The organism is Erwinia sp. S38, from assembly GCF_016624545.1.
GTDB classification, from domain to species: Bacteria; Pseudomonadota; Gammaproteobacteria; order Enterobacterales; family Enterobacteriaceae; genus Erwinia; species Erwinia coffeiphila.
In genome coordinates this window covers 17,294-42,967 of record NZ_JACVTS010000024.1, presented here as the reverse complement: position 1 = coordinate 42,967, position 25,674 = coordinate 17,294, and the positions used below count along the sequence as shown (strand labels likewise).

Sequence of the window (25,674 nt, the reverse complement as noted above, 5' to 3'; positions counted from 1 at the left end):
TGCCAGCCGGACAGTTCCTGTAAACGTAAATAGCAACGAAAGATAATGAGGTATTTATGCTGACAGACTATTCAAACATTACCGTATTTTTTGATGCTTCCCCTGAAGGATTGAGCGTACTCGCCAGATCTGGAGAACTAGCCGGTGTACAGAATTCTCATCTGATAGGCGTAACGTCAATGCGCCATGAATCTGGCGTCCCGGAAGAATCGTTTTCACGAGGGGATGCCATCATTGAGGTAATAAAAAAGCATCAGCTCTCAACAACCAGTAAATTACTGGAGCTGCATCATGGCATACAGGATATTTCCGATAAGCTGGGCGTGCAGGCTGAACTTCGCGTTATACCGTCGACGGAAGATAATAAAAATGCAATTCAGCATGCTTTATTCAGCGATCTGGTCATTTTTAATTATCCGAGCATGAGTGGATTACCGGAGGGAATGACGATCAACTCGTTCATTTCCTACTCCGGCCTGCCGATAATTGTCGTTCCTGACAGCTGGCAGGGGGAGGGGATCGGGAAAAGAGTCACCATTGCGTGGAACGCCAGCCGGCAGGCATGGCGGGCCGTATCTGACTCTCTTGGCCTTTTAATCAGTGCGGAAGAAGTTCAGCTACTGATTGTGGATGCACATCACAGTCAGGGCCTTCACGGTGAAGACCCCGGCGCTGATATGGCGGCTTACCTTGCTCGCCATGGTGTCAGTGTCGACCTTGTCAACGTCGAATCCGACAGAAGAGAGGTTGCCGATGTCATTGTTGAGCACACGACCGCACATGGTTCAAACCTGCTGGTAATCGGTGCATGGAGCCGGCCACGTCTGTCCGAACTGATCCTGGGCGGTACCACTAACAGCCTCCTTAAAGATGTGCGGCTGCCCCTGTTTATATCCCGCTGACTGGAGGTTAACTTGGTCAGAAAAACCAAGGAAGAAGCTTCCATCACAAAAGAACGCATAATAAAAGCGGCGGAGGAATGTTTTTGCGAACACGGCGTTTACCTGAGTTCTTTCGATATGGTGGCGAAAAAAGCAAAGTGCACCCGGGGAGCTATTTACTGGCATTTCCGGGATAAAAACGAGTTGCTTTACCATGTCACTCAGAGTTTCAGATGGCCTTTAATGGCCGAGCTGAAAGGGCTGTCGTCAGGCGATGAGCATATACTGAACGCGCTTGTTTCCATGTTTAGGCGCTGCATTAATGATTTATCTACGGAAAGTCAGGTGCAGCACTACCTGAAATTAATGATTTATCGCTGTGACGAGGCCGAAACTTACAAGCCATTGCAGCTCAGCCTCTCAAAATTCATGTGTGATTTTGAGCAGCTAGTAAAAGATGCGATGTGCTTATCCATAAGTAAAGGCGAAATAGATGGGGAAGACAAGTCCGTAATCATAACAAATATCTTGCTTTACTCTTTTTATGGTGCCGTCAGAAAATTTTTTATCACGGGGAAGTCCCAGAAGCCATTAACAGAGTTTATTGAAATCATTGACCACATTCTGGGGGAGTTCGTCATTAACAATAAGAATTATGTTTTAGATGAGAGCTCTGACTAATCCTGCACCTTGCTATTCTGAGAGGAAAACCGTGAGAAAATTCACGCTAGAATTATTACACTGGATAGAACAAAATCTGGGAAGCTCCCTGACGATACAGAAGATCTATCGTAAGTCCGGATACAGCAAATGGCACATCCAGAGGCTGTTCCGGGAAGAGACCGGCATGCCATTAGCCACCTATATTCGCAACAGAAGACTCGCCAGGGCGGCTCAGGTACTGAAGTTAACGAACATGCCTATCATTGAAATTGCAGAAGCGCTGGGATTTGGCACACAGCAGGCATTTACACGGGTCTTCTCAAGGCATTTCAGAACGCCACCCAGAGTATACCGGGATAGCCGTATGTGGAACTTTACCGGGATCATTCCCAGTTCGACAATGGTAAGGCATCCCCTGCCTCCACCTGATTATGTGAGTCTGGACATCAGCCTCAGCCATCACCACAGTTTCACTAATGATGTTGATTTTCATAGCATCGAATGTATTAGCGATAAGATTACCCGCTTGTCTAATCTTGAAATGACAATGCTCGAACAAGCTGAAACCATTTACTCGGTTGTCCATTGCGAACCTGTAGGCAGATTCGGTGATGCCAGGCTTAAGATGTTACTGTGCGACACTACTCATTCCGACGAATTAGAAAGTATCAGGATGGCAGGCAGTTACCTGAAATTTAATCTGCTTGGTAGTTACGACGAATTCAGGCACATGATTTCAACAATCTATCATTTTGAACTGCCGTTAAGAGAAGAAGTCCGGGCTGAAGGCCCGGACCTGCTGGAAATTAACAGCATAAAAACTTCTAATGGTTATAGTTATTTTTCAGGGTGCTACTACATTCCGGTCGCATAAGAAAATAGCTCTCCGGACTCTGCTGTTCACTAAGTGAGTCAGGCTCAGTTATTTATCGGGTTCGCTTATATCAGCGGGTGAAATAGTGGCCTGACTAAAAAAGCGAAATCACGGGTTCGTTTTATTGTAAATAACGCACTGAAATAAGGCTTGTTAAGCAAGGTGATATTTATTCATATGAACCTTTATACGCTGTGTGCAACGGCGATTAATATCCTTATGATTTCAATGAACAGATTACTGATGACATATTGATGATACAAAAAATGAAAGGCAACAGAAAAAGTAAACTGAATAAAAAGACCAACTTTACGGAGTTCGACATGATTCCCTTTGTTTCGCTTCTCACCCGAGAATGTTTATTCCTGCTATTCGCATCGGTTTTTATCCTGCTGGCAATGTCAGCCATCTACGTTGACGTTTACTTTATGTACAACGCTCTACATGAAAATTCCGTGACTGAAATCCTGCAGGAAATCATTCTGGCAGGCATCGCCGTGCTGTTTTTCTGGTGCGCGACAAAGCGCCCTGAGATCCGCGGCGGACTTATCCTTATCGGGGGTTTTTACTTATGTATGCTGATCCGGGAGCTGGACGACATCTTTGACATGATCAGGCACGGCAGCTGGCTCTGGTTTGCTCTTACAACCGCCGTCGTGTGTATTGCACTTTCCGCGCTCATACCCGCAAGCACCGTTACAGGGCTGACTGATTTTATTCAGCACCGTTCGTGGCTGATGACTGCGATGGGGTTGATCATAATATTAATATTCTCACGTATATTTGGCATGAATCAGCTCTGGGAGCATCTTATGTCTTACGGGTATAACCGGGAAGTTAAAAATCTGGCGGAAGAAGCGACTGAATTACTGGGATACAGCGTATGCTTTCTCTCCTCAGCGCTTTATCTGGGAGAAACGCGTGAAAAATTCACTGCTCTTCGGAAAAGCTGGACCTGATACGGATCAGCGCGGACTGTCATTTTAATACGGTTAGCTATCAAGATGACGAGGGTGAAACTTGTCTTCGTCATCACATTTTAATATCCAAACTGACCCAAATTAGGGCTGTTTCCTTTCTTCTTCCTTCACCCACTCAAACCAACCATCGGCAAACACCACGGCGCGGCCGTTGTTCCATAGCGGTTTAAACATACGGCTCGATGCGGCGGTTTCTCCCCGCGCATTGATGAGCGGCTGCTTGTCCCACCATTCGGGTCCGTAACCCCAGTACACCGAATCTATTTTCAGTTCCTCGTCGCGCTCGCTCAGCAACAGCACGTTGGTTCCGGGCGCTACGTTATAACGGCCGATGGGTTCTGGATCGTGCGCGTAATCGCTGTCGGCTGCGCCAAGGGCGTCAAGGTAAATGTCCCGGCTCTGATACTGCGCAAACCTTCCGCACATAATTTTTCCCCTCCCTTTCTGCACGATACCTGTTAACGCGCGCTGTGCCTGATTTTACTCATCATTCAATATTAGTCGGCGAAACCGCAGATTAAATTCTGCGTTCGGGGAATTAATTTAATGTCTAACGCTGGTTTCCCCATATCAGAGCTGGACGGAGGCACCTGAAACTTGTTTTCAGATGCCGGCCGTCAGCAGGCAAGGCGCATCGCGCCGCGTCAGATCATCTATTTAGTTACAACAATCATTAATATCTGAATCAACTTCCTCCGGCATTTGAGCTGCTTTCTAAATTTTTATTTTTCCAAAAAGAGTTAACGGCTGAACCCGGCTGCCAGATTTCGCATGCTTACCGCACTCAACAACCACTGGAGGTGCATATGAAATCTCTTCGTCTGGCAACACAACTTCTGTTATGCGGCGGTGTGCTGGGCCTGACCTTTCTCGCGTCCTCTCCGGCGTCTGCATCTGAGAAAGACGAGCTGGCATCCGCTCAGCGAATGATCGTCCAGGTTCAGGCTTCGCTGGAACGGGCGCGGGTTACCGCAGCACAGGCTGATCCGTCAGAGCGTGGCCGCTATTTCTTCGATTATCAGCGGGCAAACGACGACCTTAAAACCATCAGCACAGGCATTGATCGCTATCTGGAACCCACGCGTGCCCAGCCCCGCGATTTGTCTGGCGTGGCAGGAAATTATCGCCGGGAGCGTCCCTGATGGCAATGACCGCTGCACAGGAAGCAGCCTTTAAAGCGGCTTCCGGAAATGTGGAACCCAATCTGCTGCACCTGCTCTGTCTCGGGCTGCTGATTGCATTCCTCTTCTTCTGGGCAGCATGGGCAATCGTGGATGTCTACTCAGGCTGGACAAATCAGCGCCTGAAGGAGGGCGCAATGGGCAAAGCCGTAGTTCGCTCAGTCTTATTGTTAGTCGTAAGTATCTGGATGTTTTGTAGTTAACCCTAAACCCACTCTTTTTACAGGTGAAATCATGTCTAAATTCGTATCAGCAGTAACCCGCGTGACCGCTAAAGCCCAGACTAAAGCTAAATCAGCCTGGGCACGTATCCTGACGGCTGGCCTGCTGAGTGCTCTGGCTGCCAGGCCAGCTCTTGCCGATCTGCCGACGGTTGAAGGTCCAACGTCGAGCGGCACGGGAACCGGCCTGATGGGAACGCTCAGCGGTCATGTGCAGGATGGACTCGTTCTTGGTGGTCTCGTTCTGTGCGGTTTTGCATTCTTTAAAGTTGCTGAAGCTGGTCTCGTAACGTTTGGTGAAGTTCGTAATGACCGTGCCTCCTGGACCAAATTCGGGTCCATTGTTGTTGTCGGGGTTGTCATGCTGGTCGCAGTTATCTGGCTGCTCGGCAAGTCTGCAGAAGTTATCGCGTAAGGGACAGCCCCAGATGGCGACCATTAAATTTTTACCGGATCGCCTCAATGCTGAGCCAGTCGTATTTCGGGGGTTTAATACCCCCGAGTTAGGACTGACAGCACTAATTGGCATCTTATCCGGCTTCATACTTTCCCTGCCCTTCGCGTTACTTTTTGGCTGGCTTGCCATTCCAACCGGCGCTCTGCTTTTCCCACTTGTATTGATTGCGTTTGGCGGCAAATGGCTTGCCAGCAAAAAACGGGGAAAACCAGAAAATTATCTCTGGCAGCAATTCGAGTTAAAGAAGCGCCGCATGGGATTGGGGGATTTCAGATTGATTATTGACTCGCGGGGCTGGTCCCTGCGACGCAGCAAAACCCTCAGGAGTATCAGATGAGTCGTTTTCGCCACGCGGTTAAGGGCCGCGATCAGCATATTTTTACCCTGCGGGCGGCCTGTGTCGTATTGCTGCTGTTACTAATTACAGCAATGGGGGGCTGGATGCGGGCACCTGAAAAGCTGACCATCCACAATCCGCCTGATTTGCGCAAGGGCAGCACGCGCCCGTGGTGGGAAATCCCCCCTCCGACCGTGTACGGCTTTACGTATTACATTTTCCAGCAGCTGAACGCCTGGCCCAAAAACGGCAAAGTGGACTATCCCGCCCGCATTCAGTCGCTTTCAGCTTACCTGACGCCACAGTGCAAGGCATTTCTTGAAGAGGATTCAAAGGTTCGCGGTGAAAAAAACGAGTTAACCGACCGTGTGCGCGTCGTTTACGAAATTCCCGGACGTGGTTATTCAGGTGAGAGCGTGAAGGTCATCGATCGTGATAACTGGGCGGTGAAACTCGATCTTGTTGCCGACGAGTACTACCTCACCGAACCGGTTAAACGCGCGATGGTGCGCTATCCGCTAAAAGTCGTGCGCTGGGACGGCGACTCTGAATCTAATCCATTTGGCATGGCGCTGGACTGCTATGAAGGCATCCCGCAGCGTCTTTCCGCCGCGCCTGAACAGCCGAAACCAGAAAGAAAGGGGATGTTCTGATGTTGAATCCATCTTTTACCTCAGGATCGCGTGCATGCCTTGTGGCGCTGTCACTGTCCCTGCTGCCGGTGGCAGCGATGATTTCCGCACCGGCGCAGGCGGACGAGCTGATGAAATGGGAGCGCGTGCCGCTGCAGATCCCACTCAAAACGGGTCAGGAACGCGTGATTTTCGTTGATAAAAACGTGCGCGTGGGTTTTCCGCCGGCACTGAACGGCAAACTGCGCGTACAGAGCACCGGCGGCGCGGTCTACCTCAAAGCTGACAGCGATTTTCCTCAGACGCGCCTGCAGCTGCAGGACATGGAAAGCGGTGAGGTTATTCTGCTGGACGTCCATACAACGGCCACCGCGTCAGCCGAGCCGGTTAAAATCGTTTACAGCGGCGACGTCAGCACCCTCAGCAGGGCAACCGCCGGCACCGGGGAGAAAGCCGCCAGCGGCAGCAACAGCACGCAGGCGAAGCGAAAAAAAGTGAGTTATAAAGCTCCCGTTCCGGTACTGCTGACGCGCTACGCAGCACAGAATCTGTATGCACCGGTGCGCACCGTTGAAGCCGTGCCGGGCATTCATCCCGTTAATCCGCACCTGCCATCACGCATTACGACGTTATATCCCTCTGCTCCTGTGACCGTGTCACCGGTAGCGGGCTGGGGCGTGGCCGGTCGCACCGTCATTGCGCTGAGGATCCGCAACAGCTCATCGCAGAAGGTTGTACTCGATCCGCGTGAGCTGCAGGGCCGGTTTGTCACGGCAACGTTCCAGCACCGCTGGGTGGGTGCCGCCGGCACGCCCGAAGACACCACTACGCTGTACCTGGTCACCGCCGGTCGTCCTGATGACGCGTTTGTACGTGAGCCATCCGTAATCCATAAGGCTGCTACCCGCCCGGCCCAGAAGGTGATCCGCTATGAAAATTAAGTCAAACGGACTGGTTAAAGTGCTGGTTCCGGCCATTCTGGTTGGCGGCGGATTCATTGCGGTGAAAAGTTATAACAGCAAGCCACAGGAGCCCGCCGCGCAGGCAACACACGCGCAGACAGACGATGCGCTGAAAAACCTGTCTCCGCAAGAGCTCAAAGCGCTCGGCATCGAGGGCGACACGCCGCAGGATACGCTGAAAACCATCGTGGGCTCGCTAAACGCCGTTCGTCAGCAGCAGGATTCTCTTAACAAGCAGAATGCCAGACTGCTGGACGAAAATGAAAAGCTGAGGGAGCGCAATACCAACGTTTCCGGCCAGGTTAATGAAGCGGTTCAGGGCGTGGAGAAGAGCTATCACGAGCGTGAAAGCCAGATGCGCCAGCAGCAGAACGTCCTGACGTCAAAAATCAACGAGCTGACGAATAAACTGCAGAATGCCGGTAAGGGTATTGCAGACAAGGCAAAAAATACTGACAGCGATATCCCGCTGGGTCTGGGCCTTGACAGTATGGGTGCCGGCGGTGGCAATGCCCCGGCCTCCGGCAGTGATGGCCTGATGTGGGTCACGCCCCAGGACAGCCCCTCCACGTCCTCGGCGCAGAAAAATGGCGCGTCGGGCAGCAGTGCCGGCGGTTCACAGTTCCCGACGTCGTTTCTCAGTGAAAACGCCCTGACGAAGCAAAAAGGCAGCTATGAACAGCAGGTAAAGGGTTCCACCGCTGAAAAAGGCGCGGAAGAGGAGGCCGAACCGGTGTATACGCTTCCGGAGAACTCCACACTGATTGGCAGCCGCGCCATGACGGCACTGCTCGGTCGCGTGCCGATCAACGGCACCGTAACCGACCCGTATCCCTTTAAGGTACTCATCGGAAAAGACAACCTGACGGCCAACGGCATTGAGCTGCCGGACGTTGAGGGTGCGATTGTCTCCGGCACCGCCTCCGGCGACTGGACCCTGTCCTGCGTGCGTGGTCAGGTCAACAGCGTCACGTTTGTGTTTACCGACGGCACCGTACGGACTCTGCCGAAGCCGGACCGCAGCGGCAAAGGCGGCAATAGCAGCAACCAGAACGGCGGTAAAGAGACCGGCACCAGTGGCGGCATCGGCTGGATTTCTGATGAAAACGGTATCCCCTGTATTGCCGGAACACGCAAATCCAATGCATCCAGTTACCTGCCAACAATTTTTGGTTTGTCTGCAGCCGGCGCGGCGGGTGAAGGATTGAGTCAGGGCCAGTACACAACGCAGAACAATGTGAATGGTATTACCGGCGCCATGACTGGCGACGCCGGAAAGGCGGCGCTCGGGAAGGCTCTTTCCGGCGGTATGTCTGAAACAACTGACTGGGTCAAACAGCGCTACGGACAGACTTTTGACGCTATCTACGTACAGCCGGGTGCAAAACTTGCCGTACACATTACCCGCGAGCTGGCGATCGATTACGAAGATAAGGGCCGCCGTGTGCGTTACGACTTCACCCTGCCTGGCGAAGACGGCAGCACCGGCGGACTGGACTGAGGAGAATGACCATGAGTATTACTACAAAATTCGGGGTTTTCATGATTATTGCAGCCAGCACGCTTGCCGGCTGCTCAACAAACAAAGATGAAATGCTGCCGCCGGGCAACAGCAACATGCTGGAGCTGTGGAAAGGTACCGACGGTGAATCAGGCGTCTCGCGCGGCAGTGAAGCCCGCAGCACGCTGCGCCGTGGTCTTTCTGACAGCGAGCAACAGGCCGCACTGAGCGAAGATCGCAGCTACAGCCGCACGCAGGAATCCGAAATCAGCCAGCAGTTCCCGCGACTGCCTAATCCTGACATGGTGATGTACGTGTTCCCTCATCTCGCACAGGGAAACACCCCCGTGCCCGGTTACAGCACCGTTTTCCCCTTCTATGACCAGACGCAGTACGCCATGCCTGGCGAACGTACGGAGGCGCTGTAATGTTCGGACTCTTTAAAGGGAAATCCCCTGAAAAAAACCGCCGCTTATCTGACGTTTCTGAGCAGGCCGGTCCGGAGCCCGTTGTCCGTCCCGGTAAAATGTCACAGGCCGATGAAAAACGCGTTTACTCCCATAATCCGTCCATCGTTGATTATCTGCCGTGGGCAGAGTTTCTGGATGAGGAGCAGTGCCTGCTGCTTGATGATGGTATCTCAGTGGGTGCCGTCTATGAAGTGACGCCGGCGGCAACCGAAGGCCGTCCTGACGAGCGACTGGAGCAGATCCGCGACGTGGTTGAAGATGCGCTGCAGGACAGCTTTGACGACCTGGCGAGCAATCCGTGGATCGTTCAGTTCTACTGTCAGGATGAAAATAACGTCGATGCCTACCTTGACCGTCTGCGCGGCTACGTCAGGCCGCACGCGCAGGGCAGCGGGTTTACCGAGGCGTGGCTTAAGGAAACTGAGCAGCATATGCGCGGGATTGCGCGTCCTGAAGGTCTGTTTGAAGACAAGCTGATCACCGGCCAGCCGTGGCGCGGGCAGCAGCGGCGCACGCGCATGGTTATCTACCGCTGGGCGACAAAAAACAGCGTTGATTTGATGTCACCCATCGGCATGCTGAATCAGGCGTGTGAGCGCCTCTGCAGCGCCTTTTCCAGCGTCAACATCTACTGCACGCGCCAGAATGGCCTGCAGGTTCACGCCTGGCTGCTGCGGATGTTCAATCCTGCGCCCGAGGGCATGAATAAAGAAGCATTTTACCGTGCGGCGGCCTATGAAGACAGCCGGGATACGCCTGCAGGCATGATCCCTGTAGAGAATGATTTCGCCGAAACCCTGCTGTTCACGCCGCCACGTTCTGACGTTGAAAACGGCGTGTGGTGGCTGGATAACATTGCCCATTCCGCCATTTCCGTGGAGCGCCTGCGTAAACCCCCTGAGCCCGGCACGCTCACCGGCGAAAAGAGCCGGGGTGAAAAGAAAATTAACGCGCTGATGGACACGTTCCCCGAAGGCACCATGCTGTGCATGACGGTTGTCGCAGAGCCGCAGGACACGCTGGAAGAGAAATTTAACCGCCTGGCGAAAAACGCTATCGGCGAGAATACCGAGTCGGGTCGCGTCCGTCAGGACGTCGCGGCGGTAAAGGATCTGCTGGGAAACCGCCACAAACTGTATCGTGCGGGCATCACCTTTATCCTGCGGGCAAAAGACATGCCCAAAATGAACCGCAAGCGCATCGAGCTCAGCACCGTACTGCTGAACGAAGGGCTGCAGCCGGTACGCGCTGAACATGAAACCGGCCCGCTTAACACCTGGCTGCGGGCGTTGCCTATGTGCTTTAACCCGCAGCATGACAAAAAAAACTGGTATACCCGCCTGACGTGGGTTCAGCACCTTGCCGGGCTGCTGCCCGTCACCGGCCGCGAAACCGGGACCGGTAACGCCGGATTCAGCTTTTTTAACCGTGGCGGCGATGTGCTTGATTTTGATCCCCTAAATAAGGATGACCGCTCTCAGAACGCGCACATGCTGCTGTTCGGACCGACCGGCGCAGGTAAATCCGCCACGCTCTGCTCGATGCTCTGTCAGCTGATGGCCGTTCACCGCCCGCGCCTGTTCATTGCGGAAGCCGGTAACAGTTTCGGTCTGACCGCTGACTACTTTGAAAGTCTGGGCCTTACGGTTAACAAGGTCAGCGTCAAACCCGGCAGCGGCGTATCGCTGCCCCCCTTCGCTGATGCGCATAAGCTGTTTGACGGCGACGCGCCCGCTCCGGCAATTGATGAGAGTGACCTGCCGGAAATTGAAGACGATCTGGATGATGATGAAGAGAGCGGTAAGCGCGACATTCTGGGCGAGATGGAAATTTCTGCCCGAATGATGATCACTGGCGGCGACCCGAAAGAAGATGCCGCGCTGAAGCGTGCCGACCGCGCCATGATCCGCGAAGCGCTGATTATGGCCGCACGTAAAACTCTGGATGAAGGCCGCCAGATGCTGCCGGGCGACCTGCAGAATGCGCTTAACGCCATTTCACTGGAGACTGAGAGTGGCAGCGGGCAGGTGCGTAACGAAACCCGCCGGGCAAAAGCGGCTGAAATGGCGGAATCCCTGGGCATGTTTACGCAACACGGAAGCTTTGAGGCAGAGCTCTTTAACCAGGAGGGCTCTCTCTGGCCGGAGGCTGACGTTACGCTGATTGACCTAGCACACCTTGCCCGTGAAGGGTACGAGGCGCAGATGGCGCTGACGATGGTGTCGCTGACCAACACCATTAATAACATTGCCGAACGTGACCAGTATCTTGAGCGCGACATTGTTTTTACCGTGGATGAGGCGCACGTTGTGACGGTTAACCCACTTCTCGCCCCCTATATGACCAAAGTGGTCAAGATGTGGCGTAAGCTTGGTGCATGGCTGTGGCTTGCCACACAAAACCTTGAGGATTACCCGAACGCTGCCGGCAAGATGCTGAATATGGCGGAATGGTGGATCTGCCTGACGATGCCGAAAAAAGAGGTGGAGGATATTGCCCGCTTCCGGACGCTTTCAGAAGAGCAAAAAGCCGTACTGCTTTCCGCCAGTAAGCTCTCACTGTGCTATACCGAAGGCGTGGTGCTCTCGAAGAAAATTGAAGCGCTGTTCCGCGCTGTTCCACCCAGCCTTTACCTCGCGCTAGGGATGACGGAGAAAGAAGAGAAAGCCGAACGTAAAGCACTGATGCGTAAACATAACTGTTCTGAGCTGGACGCTGCTATTCTCGTAGCGAAAAAACTGGATCGTCTTCGTGGATTGATGACGGAAGATGCCGCCGGGATGGACGAACACAACGATAAGAGAGCGATGCTGACCGCATGATTAAACTTAAGTATGCGCAACCTCTGACCCAGCGCCCTGCGCCGGATGAAACGCCTGTCCCTGTTATGTTCAGCCTGCACCCGCAGGGTGAACCCGCGATGACCGCAACGACGGCCGAGCGACTGACCGCAATGGAGAACGCGCTGAGGTCAAGGCTGCAACCGCCGGTCACGATCACCTGTAACCCGCATCGTATCGGTAAGAGCAGCTGCGTGTCGGTTCATCTTGAGGACAGCAGGGGCAAGCGTGCGGACATTCTGCTGACGCAGGAAGGTCGCGCCGGACTCCCGCTGGATCACGAATTTGATTCACCGCGCTGGCATGTAAATGTGCCTGACGCAGCGGATATGGTTTTCATGACGCTATGGATCAACAACATTTTTTCTGACTGATTTCAAAATCAGCATGTAACCGGCCTAAAGGCCGGTTTTTTACGCTTTATTCTATGGGAATAATATCTTGCTATGTCCTTTAGGAGTGAACGCAACTTGAATTCATTTTCATAATTTATAGCTTCTGTAATCGCAATAAGTGTTTGTTAAGCTGGTTCTTAAGGACTGATCCAAGTACGTGGTGAATCGAGAGCGGCATGCTATGCGAGGTCCTAAGAGATACTGCAGTGGAAACTAAGATGGTTTGCTGAATTAACCGACAAACAAGTCAGTTTATTACATGTCAGTGTGGCAAGCCATGGTATCTAGAAGCAGGACAGTGGCAATACTTTTAGCAAAACCGGGCACATACACCTTTCTTTCTGGTGCATCAGGGGCAATCAATACTTTAAGTGAAGTTTGCAGGGGTAATTGAAATGTTATAGCATAACATTTCAATTGGTAACCAAACTTAAGGATTTGTTGTGTTCATTAAAATCAATACCTTATCCATTGTCCTGTCAGGATTGCTTACTGCCGGGCAGGCTTTCGCTCATGAAGGTCATTCTCATGAGCATGCACATGGTCACAATCATGCTCATTCGCATGGCGCACCCATGACAGAAAAAGAAGAAAAAGCTTCACATGGCGTCTTCGATGATGCTGATGTTAAAGACCGGCCTTTAACTGATTGGGAAGGGATGTGGCAATCTGTCTACCCAATTCTTTTATCTGGTGAAATGGATCCTGTTTTCCAGAAAAAAGCGAAAGAAGACACCAGTAAAACGGCTGAAGAATTTAAAGAATATTATAAAAAAGGCTATACAACGGATGTAACTGAAATAGGCATTGAAAATGGTGTGATGGAATTTCACGTCGATGGGAAAGTGAATTCCTGTAAATATGATTATGCGGGCCACAAAATCCTGCATTATGCATCAGGAAAAAAAGGGGTACGCTACCTCTTTGAGTGTAAAGATGCCAATTCGCATGCACCGAAGTTTGTTCAGTTCAGTGACCACACCATCGGTCCGCGCAAATCTGCACACTTCCACTTGTTTATGGGTAACACTTCTCAGGAAGAGATTCTGAAAGAACTGGATAACTGGCCGACATACTTCCCTTATCAACTTACCAGTGAACAGGTAGTTGACGATTTACTTCATCATTAAGTTAAAAATGCGTTCACAGGGCATGCTTTAGCGAGCATGCTCTCGTGCTCATTATTTAAATGAATTTAATTCAGTTATGAGATTTACAATTCTTGCAGATGACATTCAGTTCAACTGCATTGCAGGTAAGTTGATGACCTAGTCCACTGAGTAGATGGGTAATACTTAACTGACAAAAGTTATCCGTCAGTTCTTCTATCATCCCGCATTCAGAGCAAACAGTGAATATGCTCAATATTTTGTTTGACTGAAATCGCCTTACAATAAATTTAGATTGACTTTGCAGTTTAACTGCCAGGCCAGTTTCAATAAGGTAGTCGAGCACTCTGTACACACTCGTTGGCTTAGTATTTTCTTTTTTTAACCTTAAAAAATCCAGTATCTCGTAAGCAGTGATGCCTTGTGATCCAGATCTTAAGATAAGAATGAAAATAATTTGTCTTTTTAATGTGAACTTTAATTTTGAATGCCTGAGTTTATTTATCAGACTGTTGATTTCAATCTTCTCAACACCACTCAAATGAATATCAAACTCATTTTTTAGCGTGTCATCTAAAGAGAGGGTGCCCTCTTTTTCTTCATCAGAAATCAAAGAAACTCCTCATTTTAAAATTAACATTTCAAGGGTGGTGTGTTCATAACACTTTGTTAGATGAACAATGAATTTTTCTATAAAGATGAAGTATAGGTTTTGTGAAAGAGGCCTCCTGGAAGGCCTTTTTCAAATTACTTAAGGAAATTAATGAGCGTGTTCATGATCGTGGTGATGATTGTGATCATGATGATGCTCTCCATCATGTTTCATTCCAGTACCGCCTACGGCAACGATGTTGAATGGATGGCCTTCAACTTTAATATCAGTTATTTCTTTTAAATCCGATGTTCCTAATACATGGATTTTACTCTGCAAGGGATCCGTAATGAAAATTTTATCATCCGCGACTGCAATACGTGGTCGTGGATCATTCCAGTGCCCATCCATAGAGTAAGCATCGGTTACTCGTACAGATTTCGTGATTTGACCTTTAATCACATCAACCTGATTTAACTTACCATCTTCGGTAAAGACATAGGCAAATTTCGGATGTACCGGGTCTACTGCAAAATGAACGCGGCGGGTAGGTAACTGAACAAGGCGGAAGCTCTGGGTGTCAGACGGGTCGATCAAAAGAATACGGTCCGGACCATAGTTCCCGATAAAGTACTGCATACCCTTGCCGCCAATCATAGTAGATACGCTACCTTTGGGAAGATTACTGGAATAGGGCAGATGTCGGATTTCAGGCTTGTCACCTTTCTGGGAAACCAGAAGTATTCCGGTTTCGCAAGAGAGCGCGTAGGTGTCACCAGATCCTGCAGAGCCGTGTAAGCCCGGGCACAAAATGTTTTCGCCAGCTTTTTTACTATCAAGTCCAACAATTCTGGCACCAACAGGACGTTTTGATGCGTCCTCGGGATTAGGAACTGAAATTACGGCATAGTTATCATAGGGCACGGCTACACCATGATGTGGCGCACCAACGAAAACCCTTTTTCCATCATTGAAGCCTTCCAGCATTGATTCTTCGCTGTAGACGAGAGTGTACTGTTCACCATCGAACCATTGCGCCACTTTTCCCTGGCGCTCTACAAAGTGACCAGGTTTATTACCCTTGATTTCGATTTTAAGTAATTTAGCGTTGCCAACGTCAATGTCTGCATGGTCACCGTGATCATGGAATGAAATTCCTGAAGAAATTACAGATACCGTATTAGCTTTACCCTGCACTGCATATACCGTTGCGCCACTTTCACTACGATAAAGAGTCGCTGGCCCTTTAGTTGAAAAAGCATCCAGCTTTTTTCCATCAACAGCATCAATTACATTAACCATCGGTTTATCGTGATCGGATACAAACAACCGCCATGCTGAAACATTTTCATCTGCTAATGCCATATTTCCCATTGTGCTGATTAAAGCAGCAGAAATTGTCAGAGGTAATAAAAGCTTCTTCATATCAAACTCCATTGTTTTATAATCTTGATTACAGTTTTTTGCGTGACATTAATTTGGTTTTATTCTGTGGCCAGCGCATCAACGATTGTCCTGGTGTTATGTTGCATCATTTTTATATACGTTGGTGCCGGGCCTGCGGTCGTAGAAAGTGCATCGGAAAAGAGTGTTCCCGAAACAGGTAAATTAGCCTCTGAGGCGATCTGCTCAACCAGGCGAGGGTTGGAAATATTTTCAGAGAAAACTGCGGATGCTTTATCTTTTTTAATTTCTTTTAAAATTCCAACGACATCAGCAGCGGAAGCTTCCGATTCGGTTGAAACACCCTGCGGTGATAAAAAATGAATGCCATGCTCATGTTCAAAATAGCGGAAAGCATTATGGCCTACCACTACAGTACGGCGCGATTCCGGTACTTTTTTTATCAGGCTGTTAATTTCAATGGCCAGAATATTAAGTTTTGCATCATAAATTTCTGCATTTTTTTGATAACCGGCACATCCTTCTTTATCTACAGAACAAAAAGCTGCTGCAATATTTTTTATATAAACACGAGCATTTGCCAGTGACTGCCAGGCATGAGGATCAAAAGGAGCCGCATGGAAAACTGCCTTACCATTATTGAAGTGATAATGACCTCCGGAAGGGTCACGAAGGATTTCAGCGCCTTTGGTAACTTCTGTCACTGTTGCTTTACTGTCACTGGCCTGAATCAATCGTGTGATGAAACCTTCGAACTGCAAACCATTAGTTAATACGACATCAGCTTTAGACATGGCAATTGCGTCAGCCGGTGTTGGTTCATAAACATGCGCATCGCTGTCCGGACCAACGATTGTGCGTAGGGAAATACGATCCTGGCCCACATTTTTTGCTAAATCGCCAAGAATAGAAAAGCTGGCTACAACATTCAGTTTTTCGCCGGCTTGCGCATGCGCAGATAGTGATAACAGTATGGCAACAGCCAATGAGGTTGAAGATTTCATAACGACTTACTCCGTTCGTGAGGACGTGTGTCAGGTTTATTTAGAGAACGACGAACTACCCGTCGTTTTTGGTTCATCACGGCCAGAGTAGTTAAAATGAGATAGATAACTCCATTGGCCAGAATAATGGCTGGACCTGATGGTAGTGAATAGTGAAAAGAAATAAGAAGGCCGCTTATGCAAGAAATCATACCCAGCAGAACTGCAGTAAGGCATAAACTGATGACTCTTTTTGCCCAGAAGCGCGCTGTGACGGCCGGCATGATCATCAGACCCACAGAAAGCAGCGTACCCAGAGCCTGATATCCAGCAACAAGGTTTATTACTAACATAGCCAGAAACACGCAATGTACCGGTAACCCCAGGCGGGAGACGGAGCGCAGATAAAGTGGGTCCAGGCAGTCAGCAATGAGCGCACGCCAAAAAAATGTCAAAGTTAACAATGACAAGACGCATACACCGATCATGAGTAATAGCGCTTCATAGTTGAGGGCCAGTACGCTTCCAAACAGCACATGCATCAAATCAACACTTGATCCACGCAAAGACACAATCATTACACCCAGCGCCAGTGATATGAGATAAAGGGCTGCCAGTGATGCATCTTCGTTTTGAACGGTAAACCGTGAAACCATTCCTGCGCCTAATGCGACTATTAGCCCTGCTACCATGCCCCCCAGAGTCATAGGAATGATTTCCAGTCCGTAAAGAAGAAAACCAATTGCAGCTCCTGGCAATACAGCATGAGACATGGCATCACCAACAAGGCTCATCCGGCGGAGTGTCAGAAACACACCCACAGGACATGCACTCAAAGAGAGCAGTAGCGAGCCTGTTAATGCGCGGCGCATAAATCCAAACTCAACAAATGGATAAATCAAATAGTCATAAACGGACATCATTCAGGTGCCACCTTATTGCTCGTCAGTTCCTCATGAAAGCAAAAGGGCAGGGGCAAATGACTGTCCTGCAGAACCTTACTGGTTTCCCCCCACGCCAGAAGTACGCCATTGACAATTATCGTTTCGGGAAAGTGTTGCTTAACTAACATAGGATCGTGGATTACGACGATTACCGTCCGGTTATCGGAGTGCCAGGTTTTAATAAGTGACAGCAAAACCTCTACGGTTGGTGCATCAATTGCGTTAAAAGGCTCGTCCATCAAAATGAGACTGGCATCCTGCACAATCACTCTTGCGAATAAAGCACGCTGAAACTGACCCCCTGAAAGCTGGTTAATCGGAGTATCTTCAAAACCTTTAAGGCCAACAGAATTCAGGGCATCGCTGATACGCATTTTGTCTTTCCCTGAATGCCTTTTAAGCAACCCCCGGTCCTGCCACAGGCCCAGCGAAACCAGGTCCTGCACGTTTGCAGGGAAATTGCGATCGAGTTCAGAGGACTGAGGCAGATAGGCGATACGTACACCAGGCTTAGAATGGCAACTGCCTGCTATCGGGCTGAGAATTCCCGCAATACCCTTCATCAATGTCGACTTTCCAGACCCATTGGGTCCAATTACCGCGGTCAGGCTCCCTGTCAGAAATGAGCCTGAAACAGCTTCAATCGCAATGTTTCCATCATATCCAAGGGTTAATTCCTGCAAACTTATGGCAACTTCTGACATCTTAAAACCAACCTGATCCTCAAGAGTGGTGCATATGTTATAACATAACATTTCAAAATGTAAGTAAGTTTACCCCTAAGCGGAAGGTCTGACAGTTAGCAGCGTCAGATAAGAGACATTCCCATTCAGGGGTTAAACCAGTCGTAGCCGTCAAAAATCACGTTCTCCTAACTCTTGACGAATTTCGGACTGAGCAGCTGCATGGTTATGAATTTTCAAATAATAAAGGGATTAACAGCTGAGACGCTATACAAAGACCTATCCCGAATGACAGGTGTGTCAAAAAAGTCATCAATCTGGCAAGCCATGGCCGGGGCGTGCGCGATGCTGCGAGGCCGAAGCCGAAAGCAGGTTGCAGAATAAAAAACGGCGCCATCATGGTCAGGATGCCCGTTACTGTTCCTGCCAGCAGAGGAGCCTGGCCGAACCAGTCTTTGCCGCTTATCGCCAGTGGTATGCATGCGAAAAGAATGCCCGTCAGGTAATGAAAAACCCACCCTGAAACAATTTCTCCCCAAACGCGCGGCGTTGTCATGATGGTGTGATGCACAAACTTTCCCTTCAGGCACCACAACATCCATCTCCCGACCAGCGCATAATTGAGCGGCGGGATCTTTAAAATGCGTTTCTGAAACTGTGACCACGTATCCATAACCAGCGTTGCGCCAATGCCTGCGATGAGCGTTTTTGTGACAAGTAAAGCATCCATAATCGGTTTCTCATTGAGTAAATGTTAATCTGACAGGCAGTTTGCAACTTAAAGTCAGGTTTAAGTCAATGCCCTAAGAAATGGATATCAGGGAAGTGTCAGACATCACGGGCGTTCAGCCCTCCACGCTGCGTTTTTATGAAAAAAAGGGGCTTATCCGCTCTGTAGGCCGGAACGGCCTGAGGAGGCAATATCATGAGAGCGTATTAGGTAAACTTCAGCTGATAGCGCTGGGGCAGGCGGCCGGCTTTACGCTTGATGAAATTGTTCCCATGCTGAATACGTCCGGATCGGTTGCTCTTGACAGAGAAATGCTTCTAAACCGGGCTGCGGAGATTGACTGGGCCATAAGTCGGCTCCGTCAGATTAGCAGGGGGCTGAAACACGTAGCGCGCTGCCACAAAGCGGAGCATGGCGAGTGTGAAGAGTTCCGGAAAACCGTGAAGAAAGGACTCAGGCTTATTCACTGGCCAGAGTGAAACGAACGGTCAATCAGCAGAGAGTAAGGAAGCTTTTAGCCTGAAGTAACTGACAGACCACGGCCTTCTCGTGTTAATGAAAAGGCAGAGGCTTTAAAAATGCTGCTGAAAGCTATTGTGCGGCGGGAAAATGAAGGGTGGAGAAGGCCGGAAAGTCGTCAGCCGTTTTGCCCAGCAGTCTGTCGGGGGAATAGTCATGAAGCAGAGCCGATCGCGACCCCTGCAGAATTTCTTCTGCTCCCAGCCTGCCAAGAAGCGGAGCCAGCGTCATGCCGCTGTGGGTGACCATCAGATACACGCGCTTATGTGGTGTGACAAAACCGATGCCGGGAAGCCCGTCAGCCGGTCGCGAACGCTGTCCGACCGCGATCCGCTCAATTTTTGCAGAGCGGGTGTTATCAAACAGTCGACGCAGCCTGTGCAGCATTTCCTGACCTATGTAGCCTTCAGCAGGGACAGACGCCGCGGGGTCAGCGAGGTGATCCAGGTCAGGAGCCTGAAGCAGCAGCCGGCCGCCTCCGTCTGGCCGGACGTTAAGCTCTGGGGTGATCAGGTTGGCACTTAACTGCGTAAGCTGTGGCGTGGTCACCGCCAGAAAACCACAGGCAATCCGATTGGGCTGGTTGGGATCCACCATGGCAAGCTGGAGACCAAGTCGCGACATCAGTTCCCGTGACCACCGGCCCGTAGCCAGCACCAGGCTGTCACCTTTCCATTCTGAACCGTCATCAAGGTGCAGTATCACTCCCTTTTCATGTTCAGCGATATCCCTGACGCCGGCATTGATATGAAGTGCTGCCCCGTACCGGCGCGCTTCAGCCCACTGATGCGCAAGGAATACCGAGGGATGAAGCAGGCACTCTTCCGGAAAATGCCAGATGCGGTCTGCGCGGGGATCGATCCGTATCTCCGGCACCCGCGTTCTGAGTTGCGCCTGCGACAGCTCCTCTGCGATGTAGTCTGTCTGACGCAGGCGGGTAACACGCGCGGTGAGTCGCTCCTGCTGTGCGCTGTTCGTTGCCCACTCATAGGTTCCGCTCTGCTGCAGCCACTGGCCTTCAGAGCGGGAATTTTTTTGTAGCTCAGCGTGTTCACGCATCGCCGCCACGTTCAGCGCGTGATAGCTTGCGGGATTTTTACCGTTCGAATTGATCCACGCGAAAGTCGTTGTGCTGGTGCCGGCCCCGATGTCACTCCGTTCGAAAACGGTCACATCCGCACCGCTGGCGCTGAGAGAGCGGGCAGCCGAGAGTCCAAGAGCTCCGGCACCCACAATGGCAACGCGTTTTTTGTTCGTCAAAACAGTCTCCTTCAGGCAATCAAAATACAGAGTGCAGGCTCATGAATGACGGTCCTTCTGCAGTCAGGACGTTCATAGCTGCCTTATTTCATCAGATACAGCCTCTACGAGCTCGTGATCGTGACTTATCATCAGCACGCCACCACCACTGCGGGTGTATCGCTTAATCGCATCCATCAGCGTAGCCGTCGTAGCCGGGTCAAGCATGGAAGTCATCTCATCCAGGATAATATATTCCGGTTCAGCAGCAAGCGTTCGTGCCAAAGCCGCCCGCTGCAGCTGCCCGTCGGACACCTGTGCAGGAAAGCGTCTGAGCAAATCGGCAGTCAGCGCCACATCTGAGAGTATCCGGTCGATATCCACGCCACGGCTTGCGGTCTGCAAAATGGTCTTCTGCAGCGTCAGCCGGGGATCACAGGAGCGGCGGGGTGACTGAAACACCATGCCAATCTGTCCCCGGGTCTGACTACCGGAGCGGCTGCGTACGTTACCGACTGGCATAGTGTTACAGGTCACCTTTCCGCTTACCGGCACGACCAGTCCGGCCATGACGCGCCCGAGTGTCGTTTTGCCGCGTCCGGACTGACCGGTCAGACCCGTAATTTTGCCCGGTGGCACCGTGAGGCTCACGCGATCAAGCACCCGCCAGAGGCTGCCGTCAGGACGTTCAAACTCAACAATCACATTACTGGCAATCAAACCCTGCATTCAGTCCCCCCGGGCATGGCAATACGCGATTCATAGCTATATTCATCGGATAGGTCGGTCAGTTCCGGCGGCACGCCGCGCATCCTGTGCAATCCATTGCGCGGCAGAGCTGCCAGCAGATCACACGTGTAACGGTGTTCTGCTCCGCCGTTAAGGAGCGTGCCTGCAGGACCGGATTCGATAATGCGTGAGGCATAACATACGCTCAGCTCGTCAGCGATACCGGTATCGAGCAGCGTGCTGATATCATGCGTGATAAGCATGACCGCCGCGCCCTCGCCGGCAATCTGCCGCAGCAAACGGAATATTCCCTCTTTGCGGGCAGGATCCAGCGACGCGGTGGGTTCATCTGCAATAATCACGTCCGGCGCGCCGGCCAGTGCGAAGGCGACGGCGGCACGCTGGGCCATACCCCCAGAAATTTCATGCGGATAAAGCTGCAAAACGTCAGGTTTTAAATCGACGGTTGCCATCAGCTCTTCGGGCGTGAGCGGGCCTTCCAGCACCTCAACGGTTTCTGCAAGCTGCGCGCCCAGCGTTCTGACGGGCGTCATAAACGTGGCGGCTGACTGCGGGATCAGCGCAATATGTTTACCCAGAAAGCGAGACTGGCTGCCAAGGATGTTTTCCTCACGATAAAGAACGCTGCCTGATACGCGCGCCTTGTGCGGCAGCAGGCCCGTAATGGCCTGCGCGATAGTGGACTTGCCGCACCCTGACTCACCAATCAGGGCATGGACCTCTCCTTTCGCCACGTCGAGGTTTATCAGCGAGGCAGCATGCACCTGGCTACCCTGCGCCAGCGGGATCCTGACCGTTAAATTTTCGATTTTCAGCGTCATCGCAGCGTCTCCTGATGACCGGTGATACGGTTTTTAAGCATGCCGCCAATCAGTGAGACTGACACCGTTGTGGCAATCAACAACAGGCAGGGAAACAGCAGCATCCACCACTGGCCGAGCAGCAGTGCACCCTGAGCTGATGACAGAAGCGTACCGAGTGAGGGCATGTGCGGCGGAAGCCCCAGCCCGAGAAAAGATAGCGTGGACTCGTGCCAGATAGTGTGCGGGATCAGTAAAACCAGGCCGATTAGCGTCTGTCCCAGTGCGGCAGGAATGAGATGAACCCGGATGATACGCCAGCGGTTCATGCCGGAAAGCCATGCGGCCTCAATGAATTCGGCGTGACGGACGCCGATAATCTGCGCCCTGACTACCCGGGCAATATAGGTCCAGTGCGTCAGGGTCAGGGAGGCAATAATCGCTATGACCGAACCCTTAAACAGTGACACGATCAGGATGCCAATGAGCAGGTGGGGGAGCGCATTAATACCGTCCGTAATCCGCATTATAATACGGTCAACCCAGCCCCCGCTCATGCCTGCCAGCGTGCCGAGTACCACGCCAAAAAGACAGGACGTTGTGGCCGTTACCAGAGAGATTACGAGAGAAATGCGCAGCCCCTGCGCTACGCGGATAAAAAGATCGTGACCCTCTGCATCGGTTCCAAACAGTGCATCTTTACCCGGAGGCAGGTCCGCCATACTGAAGTCGGTTATCAGAGGATCAACGTGGCTGACCCAGGGAACCACGATGGCGTAGCCGGCAACCACCATAAATGTCATCCAGGTGAGGATGGCTGAAAGGCCCGGAGGCGTTCGGGAGAGAGAAAATATCTTAAGCATCTGCGTCAACCCGCGGGTCCAGAATAACGAAAAGAATATCGGCGATGAGGTTGCCCAGCAGGACAAGCACCGTTACCGCCACCGTCAGAAAGGTCAGCAGCGCAAAATCGAGTGACTGGGCACTTCTGACCAGTGCGCTGCCGAGCCCGGGCCAGGAAAAGATGCTTTCAACCAACACGGAGCCCGCGACCAGCTCCGCCAGTCGTGATCCAACCAGCGCGACAAAAGGCGGGAGCGCGGTCGGAATGATGTGATGGCTGACGATGCGCGAAAAGGGAATACCCCGGACGCGGGCTCCCCGGATGGCGTCTGAATTCAGTACATCCGTCACCGATTCCCGCAGGCTGAGTATCAGCCACGGCAGCTGTGTTAAACCCAGCACCAGGCCTGGCAGTAACAGATGCATCAGCGTAGAACTCAGCGTCGCCGCCTGCCCTGGATAAGTCAGCCCGCCGGTGGGCAGCAGGTTGAATGAGATGGCAAAGATACCCAGCATAACCAGCGCCAGCACAAACGGGGGTATCGTCTGCAGAATGATGGCAAAAAAGCTGATAAACCGATCGGCAAGGCCGCCGGGTTTCAGCCCGGCAGCCGTTCCCAGAATAAATGAAACGGCCGTACTGAAAACCAGTCCGGTGCAGCCTAACAGCACCGTCCACGGCAGCCGATCGCTGATGACAGCGGTAACGGGCTGCTGGTAGGCGCGGGATATACCCAGGTCTCCTGAGCATACCCCGGTTACCCATTCCCACCAGGACGCATACCAGGTCAGATCAAGGTGCAGTACAGCCGACAGCGACGCCTGTTGTGATGCCGTCATCTCGGCGGCAAGCCCACCAAGATAAGCATCAAGCGGATCGTAGGGGCTGACGGTGGCCAAAGCAAACTGCCCCAGCGTGACCAGAATGAGCAGCGGTACAAGGAAAGTAATGCGCCTTGCCACCATCAGCAGTACGGAACGACGGCGGCGATGCCACCGTCCTGATGAGAATGCCATCTGCTACTTTTTCCAGGACTCAATGGTGAACCAGGGGCCAAATCCGATGTTATGGGAATGAGGCTCCAGTGTGACCTTGATATTTTTGTAACCCATTTCACGCTGAACGTAGATATGGTCAAGATAGACAAGCTGCAGCATGGCGGGCTTGCGGTGATATTCTTTCTGCAGTTCGCGATAGAGGCCGGCCTGCTTGTGAGGGTCTGTTTCCGCACGAGCGCTGTCGAGAAGGCGGTCTATGACCGGATTGCGGTAATCAGAGGCGTTATCCCAGCTTGCGCCTACCCCTGGCTCTGCGTATTTAGAGTGCAGGATGTGGTAAACCTGACTGTCCACAGAGTACGGCACGCCGCTTCCGGCCATCACGGAGGTGCTGGCATAAACGTCCCGTGTGACTGATTTTGAATCCCGCGCCACCGGCGTGACCTGAATGCCGATTTTCTTCAGGTCGCTCGCGACCATCAGCGTCAGATCGCGGCGGGAGCGATCGCGATTCGGAAAATAAATGATATCAAAAGCCGCACGCTGGCCGTTACGCACCCGCACGCCATCCGTACCCACCTTCCAGCCAGCATCATCAAGGATTTGCTTAGCCTTTTCGGGTGAGTAGCTGAACTCTTCTGCCGGATCGTAAGCCTCACCAAAGAAGGGGGCCAGGTAGGTAGAGTTGGCGGTACCGTGCCCCTTCAGCGCGTATTTGACCATGTCGGCCCGGTTTACGGCGTAGTTGACCGCCAGACGGATAGCATCATCTCCCGTTACCGGATTGCCGGCGGGCAGGCTGACAGCACGCCAGTCTCCGGCCTTCACGGAGAAGGTTTCGTATTCTGGCGCTTTGAAGGTCGCGGCAAGGTCGGCCGGAAGCGCGGTGCCGTCGCCTTCACCGGCTCTCAGCTGCTGCGCACGCGCATTTTCATCAGCGGTATAACGCAGGACGATTTTCTGCACCTGCGGCTGAGGTCCCCAGTAGTCCTTACGGGCGGTCAGGATCGCCTGATCGGGTCGTAACTCAGTTAATTCATAAGCGCCAGTGCCCACCGGATGCGTATTCAGCGGGGAAGCTTCTGCCTTACTCAGGTTAGCAAAATCAAACGCTTCGGAAGGGGCGATGCCATTGATAAGACGGCGATCAAAGTTTGCCATTGGCTCTTTGAGCGTAAACACCACGGCATCGGAGGTGGCCTCGACTTTCTCAACGTTATCCCATGTTGCAATTTCAGAAGACGCCGAGCGCGGATCGATAAAGGCCTGATAGGTCGCGACCACATCCTCTGGTCCAAATGACGTACCATCTGAGAACTTGATCCCCTTACGCAGCGGAACGGTCCAGACCTTATTTTTTTCCGAAGCCACTGCCGGGCCGGAGGCAAGGGTAGGGATCAGATCAGGCTGTCTGTCAAAGACGCCGGCTTCAATCCGGTACAGCCCCTGATAAAAGTGAGATTCACCGCTCCGGCCGTGGCCCAGAAGAGGGTTGTAATGCCCCAGTTCAAAGCGCTCAATAATCACAACCGTATTCTGAGCCTGCGCTGAGGTATCTGCTGCTGCAGCAACGCCTGATGCAAATGACGTAGTTACGGCCAGCGCGAGCGCGCTGTAAATAAATGCTTGTTTTAACATATTGGTTTTCCTTTGGTGGCCGAACAGCATTATTCAGCCACTGGTCG

General features: G+C 51.7%; 28 protein-coding genes and 1 pseudogene. 16 read left to right on the top strand and 13 right to left on the bottom strand.

The genetic code is table 11. From position 1 onward, the window contains the following. Window positions 1-56: 56 nt before the first annotated feature. The 4 genes from IBT46_RS22065 to IBT46_RS22050 all read left to right on the top strand — a co-directional run bounded on the left by IBT46_RS22065 (window position 57) and on the right by IBT46_RS22050 (window position 3,377). Window positions 57-902, top strand: a complete 846-nt coding sequence (locus IBT46_RS22065; protein WP_200547425.1) for a universal stress protein — start codon at window positions 57-59, stop codon at window positions 900-902. Window positions 903-914: 12 nt separating this feature from the next. Further along, window positions 915-1,562: a TetR/AcrR family transcriptional regulator gene (locus tag IBT46_RS22060; protein WP_200547424.1), complete on the top strand. Its 648-nt coding sequence runs from the start codon at window positions 915-917 to the stop codon at window positions 1,560-1,562. Window positions 1,563-1,593: 31 nt separating this feature from the next. Beyond that, window positions 1,594-2,418: a helix-turn-helix domain-containing protein gene (locus tag IBT46_RS22055; RefSeq protein ID WP_200547423.1), complete on the top strand. Its 825-nt coding sequence runs from the start codon at window positions 1,594-1,596 to the stop codon at window positions 2,416-2,418. Window positions 2,419-2,684: 266 nt separating this feature from the next. After that, on the top strand, window positions 2,685-3,377 hold the full coding sequence (locus IBT46_RS22050; protein ID WP_234473275.1) for a hypothetical protein: 693 nt from the start codon (window positions 2,685-2,687) through the stop codon (window positions 3,375-3,377). Window positions 3,378-3,482: 105 nt separating this feature from the next. Here the strand turns inward: IBT46_RS22050 and IBT46_RS22045 are convergent. After that, window positions 3,483-3,824 (bottom strand): annotated as a pseudogene (locus IBT46_RS22045) (SOS response-associated peptidase family protein); the annotation flags it as partial. Window positions 3,825-4,204: 380 nt separating this feature from the next. Between IBT46_RS22045 and IBT46_RS22040 the strand changes: the two are divergent. From IBT46_RS22040 to zinT, 11 genes are all read left to right on the top strand, one after another. Then, the gene (locus IBT46_RS22040; protein ID WP_200547422.1) at window positions 4,205-4,540 is read left to right on the top strand and encodes an RAQPRD family integrative conjugative element protein; all 336 of its coding nucleotides are present in this window, start codon (window positions 4,205-4,207) and stop codon (window positions 4,538-4,540) included. Further along, window positions 4,540-4,782, top strand: a complete 243-nt coding sequence (locus IBT46_RS22035) for a TIGR03758 family integrating conjugative element protein (protein WP_200547421.1) — start codon at window positions 4,540-4,542, stop codon at window positions 4,780-4,782. The genes IBT46_RS22040 and IBT46_RS22035 overlap by 1 nt, the downstream gene beginning before the upstream one ends. Window positions 4,783-4,813: 31 nt before the next feature. Further along, entirely contained in the window at window positions 4,814-5,215 is a 402-nt protein-coding gene (locus IBT46_RS22030) for a TIGR03745 family integrating conjugative element membrane protein (RefSeq protein ID WP_200539408.1), read from the top strand. 13 nt (window positions 5,216-5,228) lie between these two features. Beyond that, window positions 5,229-5,594: a TIGR03750 family conjugal transfer protein gene (locus tag IBT46_RS22025; protein ID WP_200547420.1), complete on the top strand. Its 366-nt coding sequence runs from the start codon at window positions 5,229-5,231 to the stop codon at window positions 5,592-5,594. After that, window positions 5,591-6,247 carry a PFL_4703 family integrating conjugative element protein gene (locus IBT46_RS22020; protein ID WP_200547419.1) on the top strand — a complete coding sequence of 219 codons (657 nt, stop codon included), beginning with the start codon at window positions 5,591-5,593 and terminating at the stop codon, window positions 6,245-6,247. The genes IBT46_RS22025 and IBT46_RS22020 overlap by 4 nt, the downstream gene beginning before the upstream one ends. Continuing rightward, a complete protein-coding gene (locus tag IBT46_RS22015; RefSeq protein WP_200547418.1) occupies window positions 6,247-7,167 on the top strand; it encodes a TIGR03749 family integrating conjugative element protein in 921 nt (306 codons plus the stop codon). The genes IBT46_RS22020 and IBT46_RS22015 overlap by 1 nt, the downstream gene beginning before the upstream one ends. After that, the gene (locus IBT46_RS22010; RefSeq protein ID WP_200547417.1) at window positions 7,157-8,689 is read left to right on the top strand and encodes a TIGR03752 family integrating conjugative element protein; all 1,533 of its coding nucleotides are present in this window, start codon (window positions 7,157-7,159) and stop codon (window positions 8,687-8,689) included. Before IBT46_RS22015 ends, IBT46_RS22010 begins: the two co-directional genes overlap by 11 nt. Before the next feature lie 11 nt (window positions 8,690-8,700). Next, a complete protein-coding gene (locus IBT46_RS22005; RefSeq protein WP_200547416.1) occupies window positions 8,701-9,117 on the top strand; it encodes a TIGR03751 family conjugal transfer lipoprotein in 417 nt (138 codons plus the stop codon). Continuing rightward, a complete protein-coding gene (locus tag IBT46_RS22000; protein WP_200547415.1) occupies window positions 9,117-11,981 on the top strand; it encodes a conjugative transfer ATPase in 2,865 nt (954 codons plus the stop codon). The genes IBT46_RS22005 and IBT46_RS22000 overlap by 1 nt, the downstream gene beginning before the upstream one ends. Continuing rightward, window positions 11,978-12,373 carry a hypothetical protein gene (locus IBT46_RS21995; protein ID WP_200547414.1) on the top strand — a complete coding sequence of 132 codons (396 nt, stop codon included), beginning with the start codon at window positions 11,978-11,980 and terminating at the stop codon, window positions 12,371-12,373. The genes IBT46_RS22000 and IBT46_RS21995 overlap by 4 nt, the downstream gene beginning before the upstream one ends. A 464-nt stretch (window positions 12,374-12,837) precedes the next feature. Next, window positions 12,838-13,524, top strand: coding sequence for a metal-binding protein ZinT (gene zinT, locus IBT46_RS21990; protein ID WP_200539415.1), 687 nt, complete (start codon window positions 12,838-12,840; stop codon window positions 13,522-13,524). Between the two features lie 70 nt (window positions 13,525-13,594). Here zinT and IBT46_RS21985 read toward each other — a convergent pair whose 3' ends face one another. The 6 genes from IBT46_RS21985 to IBT46_RS21960 all read right to left on the bottom strand — a co-directional run bounded on the left by IBT46_RS21985 (window position 13,595) and on the right by IBT46_RS21960 (window position 18,839). Beyond that, complete coding sequence (locus IBT46_RS21985; RefSeq protein ID WP_200539416.1) at window positions 13,595-14,116, bottom strand: Fur family transcriptional regulator; 522 nt, start codon at window positions 14,114-14,116, stop codon at window positions 13,595-13,597. A gap of 147 nt (window positions 14,117-14,263) precedes the next feature. Beyond that, window positions 14,264-15,520, bottom strand: a complete 1,257-nt coding sequence (gene aztD, locus IBT46_RS21980; protein WP_200539417.1) for a zinc metallochaperone AztD — start codon at window positions 15,518-15,520, stop codon at window positions 14,264-14,266. Between the two features lie 59 nt (window positions 15,521-15,579). Beyond that, a complete protein-coding gene (locus IBT46_RS21975; protein WP_200547413.1) occupies window positions 15,580-16,503 on the bottom strand; it encodes a metal ABC transporter solute-binding protein, Zn/Mn family in 924 nt (307 codons plus the stop codon). Beyond that, window positions 16,500-17,405 carry a zinc ABC transporter permease AztB gene (gene aztB, locus IBT46_RS21970; RefSeq protein ID WP_200539419.1) on the bottom strand — a complete coding sequence of 302 codons (906 nt, stop codon included), beginning with the start codon at window positions 17,403-17,405 and terminating at the stop codon, window positions 16,500-16,502. The genes IBT46_RS21975 and aztB overlap by 4 nt, the downstream gene beginning before the upstream one ends. Further along, entirely contained in the window at window positions 17,402-18,130 is a 729-nt protein-coding gene (gene aztA, locus IBT46_RS21965; RefSeq protein ID WP_200539420.1) for a zinc ABC transporter ATP-binding protein AztA, read from the bottom strand. The genes aztB and aztA overlap by 4 nt, the downstream gene beginning before the upstream one ends. 205 nt (window positions 18,131-18,335) lie before the next feature. After that, the gene (locus tag IBT46_RS21960) at window positions 18,336-18,839 is read right to left on the bottom strand and encodes a DUF2938 domain-containing protein (RefSeq protein WP_200539421.1); all 504 of its coding nucleotides are present in this window, start codon (window positions 18,837-18,839) and stop codon (window positions 18,336-18,338) included. Window positions 18,840-18,919: 80 nt separating this feature from the next. Between IBT46_RS21960 and IBT46_RS21955 the strand changes: the two genes are divergently transcribed. After that, a complete protein-coding gene (locus IBT46_RS21955; RefSeq protein ID WP_200547412.1) occupies window positions 18,920-19,318 on the top strand; it encodes a MerR family transcriptional regulator in 399 nt (132 codons plus the stop codon). Between the two features lie 112 nt (window positions 19,319-19,430). On the opposite strand, the gene IBT46_RS21950 is transcribed toward IBT46_RS21955, so the two are convergent. The 6 genes from IBT46_RS21950 to IBT46_RS21925 all read right to left on the bottom strand — a co-directional run bounded on the left by IBT46_RS21950 (window position 19,431) and on the right by IBT46_RS21925 (window position 25,627). After that, window positions 19,431-20,618, bottom strand: a complete 1,188-nt coding sequence (locus IBT46_RS21950) for an FAD-binding oxidoreductase (protein WP_200547411.1) — start codon at window positions 20,616-20,618, stop codon at window positions 19,431-19,433. Window positions 20,619-20,690: 72 nt separating this feature from the next. Next, on the bottom strand, window positions 20,691-21,326 hold the full coding sequence (locus IBT46_RS21945) for an ABC transporter ATP-binding protein (protein ID WP_200547410.1): 636 nt from the start codon (window positions 21,324-21,326) through the stop codon (window positions 20,691-20,693). Beyond that, window positions 21,314-22,168 carry an ATP-binding cassette domain-containing protein gene (locus IBT46_RS21940; protein WP_200547409.1) on the bottom strand — a complete coding sequence of 285 codons (855 nt, stop codon included), beginning with the start codon at window positions 22,166-22,168 and terminating at the stop codon, window positions 21,314-21,316. Before IBT46_RS21940 ends, IBT46_RS21945 begins: the two co-directional genes overlap by 13 nt. Continuing rightward, window positions 22,165-23,010 carry an ABC transporter permease gene (locus IBT46_RS21935; RefSeq protein ID WP_200547408.1) on the bottom strand — a complete coding sequence of 282 codons (846 nt, stop codon included), beginning with the start codon at window positions 23,008-23,010 and terminating at the stop codon, window positions 22,165-22,167. The genes IBT46_RS21940 and IBT46_RS21935 overlap by 4 nt, the downstream gene beginning before the upstream one ends. Continuing rightward, the gene (locus tag IBT46_RS21930; RefSeq protein WP_200539427.1) at window positions 23,003-24,007 is read right to left on the bottom strand and encodes an ABC transporter permease; all 1,005 of its coding nucleotides are present in this window, start codon (window positions 24,005-24,007) and stop codon (window positions 23,003-23,005) included. The genes IBT46_RS21935 and IBT46_RS21930 overlap by 8 nt, the downstream gene beginning before the upstream one ends. 3 nt (window positions 24,008-24,010) lie before the next feature. Further along, window positions 24,011-25,627 carry an ABC transporter substrate-binding protein gene (locus tag IBT46_RS21925; protein ID WP_200547407.1) on the bottom strand — a complete coding sequence of 539 codons (1,617 nt, stop codon included), beginning with the start codon at window positions 25,625-25,627 and terminating at the stop codon, window positions 24,011-24,013. Between the last annotated feature and the right edge of the window lie 47 nt (window positions 25,628-25,674).

Bases quoted from the DNA above. Each gene is read 5' to 3' on its own strand.
- IBT46_RS22065 (WP_200547425.1), top strand. From the start codon at position 57: ATGCTGACAGACTATTCAAACATTACCGTATTTTTTGATGCTTCCCCT.
- IBT46_RS22050 (WP_234473275.1), top strand. From the start codon at position 2,685: ATGAAAGGCAACAGAAAAAGTAAACTGAATAAAAAGACCAACTTTACG.
- IBT46_RS22040 (WP_200547422.1), top strand. From the start codon at position 4,205: ATGAAATCTCTTCGTCTGGCAACACAACTTCTGTTATGCGGCGGTGTG.
- IBT46_RS22035 (WP_200547421.1), top strand. From the start codon at position 4,540: ATGGCAATGACCGCTGCACAGGAAGCAGCCTTTAAAGCGGCTTCCGGA.
- IBT46_RS22030 (WP_200539408.1), top strand. From the start codon at position 4,814: ATGTCTAAATTCGTATCAGCAGTAACCCGCGTGACCGCTAAAGCCCAG.
- IBT46_RS22025 (WP_200547420.1), top strand. From the start codon at position 5,229: ATGGCGACCATTAAATTTTTACCGGATCGCCTCAATGCTGAGCCAGTC.
- IBT46_RS22020 (WP_200547419.1), top strand. From the start codon at position 5,591: ATGAGTCGTTTTCGCCACGCGGTTAAGGGCCGCGATCAGCATATTTTT.
- IBT46_RS22015 (WP_200547418.1), top strand. From the start codon at position 6,247: ATGTTGAATCCATCTTTTACCTCAGGATCGCGTGCATGCCTTGTGGCG.
- IBT46_RS22010 (WP_200547417.1), top strand. From the start codon at position 7,157: ATGAAAATTAAGTCAAACGGACTGGTTAAAGTGCTGGTTCCGGCCATT.
- IBT46_RS22005 (WP_200547416.1), top strand. From the start codon at position 8,701: ATGAGTATTACTACAAAATTCGGGGTTTTCATGATTATTGCAGCCAGC.
- IBT46_RS22000 (WP_200547415.1), top strand. From the start codon at position 9,117: ATGTTCGGACTCTTTAAAGGGAAATCCCCTGAAAAAAACCGCCGCTTA.
- IBT46_RS21995 (WP_200547414.1), top strand. From the start codon at position 11,978: ATGATTAAACTTAAGTATGCGCAACCTCTGACCCAGCGCCCTGCGCCG.
- aztD (WP_200539417.1), bottom strand. From the start codon at position 15,520: ATGAAGAAGCTTTTATTACCTCTGACAATTTCTGCTGCTTTAATCAGC.
- IBT46_RS21975 (WP_200547413.1), bottom strand. From the start codon at position 16,503: ATGAAATCTTCAACCTCATTGGCTGTTGCCATACTGTTATCACTATCT.
- aztB (WP_200539419.1), bottom strand. From the start codon at position 17,405: ATGATGTCCGTTTATGACTATTTGATTTATCCATTTGTTGAGTTTGGA.
- aztA (WP_200539420.1), bottom strand. From the start codon at position 18,130: ATGTCAGAAGTTGCCATAAGTTTGCAGGAATTAACCCTTGGATATGAT.
- IBT46_RS21960 (WP_200539421.1), bottom strand. From the start codon at position 18,839: ATGGATGCTTTACTTGTCACAAAAACGCTCATCGCAGGCATTGGCGCA.
- IBT46_RS21955 (WP_200547412.1), top strand. From the start codon at position 18,920: ATGGATATCAGGGAAGTGTCAGACATCACGGGCGTTCAGCCCTCCACG.
- IBT46_RS21945 (WP_200547410.1), bottom strand. From the start codon at position 21,326: ATGCAGGGTTTGATTGCCAGTAATGTGATTGTTGAGTTTGAACGTCCT.
- IBT46_RS21940 (WP_200547409.1), bottom strand. From the start codon at position 22,168: ATGACGCTGAAAATCGAAAATTTAACGGTCAGGATCCCGCTGGCGCAG.
- IBT46_RS21935 (WP_200547408.1), bottom strand. From the start codon at position 23,010: ATGCTTAAGATATTTTCTCTCTCCCGAACGCCTCCGGGCCTTTCAGCC.
- IBT46_RS21930 (WP_200539427.1), bottom strand. From the start codon at position 24,007: ATGGCATTCTCATCAGGACGGTGGCATCGCCGCCGTCGTTCCGTACTG.
- IBT46_RS21925 (WP_200547407.1), bottom strand. From the start codon at position 25,627: ATGTTAAAACAAGCATTTATTTACAGCGCGCTCGCGCTGGCCGTAACT.